The sequence below is a fragment of the Larkinella sp. C7 genome (assembly GCF_006149005.1).
In the GTDB taxonomy this organism is placed as follows: domain Bacteria; phylum Bacteroidota; class Bacteroidia; order Cytophagales; family Spirosomataceae; genus Larkinella.
This window is the reverse complement of sequence record NZ_VBSL01000048.1, coordinates 1-1,765: the sequence shown is the minus strand read 5'-3', so window position 1 is coordinate 1,765 and position 1,765 is coordinate 1. Positions and strand designations below refer to the sequence as shown.

Here is a 1,765-nt window from a genome sequence, read left to right as displayed (position 1 = left end):
TGGTGGTCGAAATCCGGGGGGCGGAAGGCCAGCCGCTCCGGTTGCTGTTGACCGATGCCAGCGGGCGGCTGGTCGGCCAGCGGCACGTCCCCAAAGCCGGTTTGATCGAGCGACACCAGTTCGATGTCAGCCAGCAAGCCCCCGGATTGCTGTTTCTGCGGGTTACCAATTCTACCCAGTCTGCATTTCTCAAACTAATCCGACCCTAAAACGTCGCTCCTGTTCATTCCAACTCGTAAAATCAACATGCCCGCCAACCGGGCCTCTATCCACGTTCAACCTCGACTTTTCACTTATGACAACTTTTACCCTAGCAAAAACAGAATACCGGATTCGGCTTTTCAGTCTATTCCTACTCCTGTTGACCACCGGTTTTGGAGAACTGCTCCAGGCCCAACCGATCAAGTTATTTGACAAAACCCTGGGAGGGACGAGTCGGGATGAAGGACAGGTGATGCTAAAAACCGCCGACGGAGGCTATCTGGTGGGAGGATATTCTTATTCAGAAGCTACTGCGGACTCGCCCAAAGAAGCAACGCTCTGGGGAGGTAGTGACTTCTGGGTGATCAAGTTCAATGCCAACCATGTCAAACAGTGGGAAAAGACCTACGGGGGCAGTGAAGGCGATTTCTTGCGGACGATTGTTGCTACCCCGGACGGTTACCTGTTGGGCGGGGAATCCAATTCCCCCGATGACGGCAACAAGGAAAGCGAGTCGTTTGGTAGTGAGGATTTCTGGGTCGTAAAAATCGACTTTGACGGCGAAAAACAATGGGATAAAGCCTTTGGCGGAGATGAGGCTGACAACCTTCGGTCCATCGCACCGACTTCCAATGGGGGCTTTCTACTCGCCGGGAGTTCCAATTCGGGCGTTAATGGCAATAAAACCGCTGCAAAAAAAGGGGATGTCGAGGCTTTTGCATCGGATTTCTGGGTAGTCAGGATAGACGCCGAAGGGAATCGGGTATGGGATCAAACTTACGGCGGAACTGACAGAGATCAACTGAACAAGATCGTACTCCTGGCTGATGGCAATTATCTTCTGGGTGGATCCTCGAGTTCCGAGGCTTCACCCATTGAAGACCTGACCGGCAAAACCGACAACGCCAGGGGAGGAATCGATTACTGGTTGGTCAAAATAGCACCGGATGGCACTAAAATCTGGGATAAAGCCATTGGTGGGGAAAATACGGAAGAACTGCGTGACCTGGTGGCCACCGCCGACGGGGGGTATGTGCTGGCGGGCTATTCAAGATCCAGTATAAGTGGTGATAAAACCGAAGTTTCACGGGGAAGAGAAGATTTCTGGGTTATTAAATTTAACAATAATAATGAGATCGATTGGCAGCGAAGCCTCGGAGGATCGGGTGATGACGATTGTTATGCATTGCTGGCCACCTCCGATGGAGGCTATCTGGTCGGGGGAGAATCCGAATCCGGAATTGGCGGAGAAAAAACCGTCGACTCGAAAGGGGTCTATGATTACTGGGTCGTTAAACTTGGGGCTGATGGAACCCTTCAGTGGGACAGAACCCTGGTGACAGGAAGTTTAAGCAATGACTGGATACGTGCCATGCTGGAACCGACGGCAGGTGAATATCTCCTGGCGGGCTATTCGTCATCGAACCCGGGGGAAGAAAAAACCGGGGACTATCTGGGAGATGGCGACCTTTGGCTCGTTCTGCTCGAAGAACCCTGTGTTCCTCCGACGATTTTCATCACTTCCAACGTTTCCACCCAACCGGTTTTTCAGAACACCCCGGGC

2 pseudogenes are annotated in these 1,765 nt (G+C 52.4%); both read left to right on the top strand.

The window, feature by feature from the left end:
• Window positions 1–209: pseudogene (locus tag FH871_RS33370) on the top strand (T9SS type A sorting domain-containing protein); the annotation flags it as partial.
• Between the two features lie 86 nt (window positions 210–295).
• Window positions 296–1,765 (top strand): annotated as a pseudogene (locus FH871_RS31620) (hypothetical protein); the annotation flags it as partial.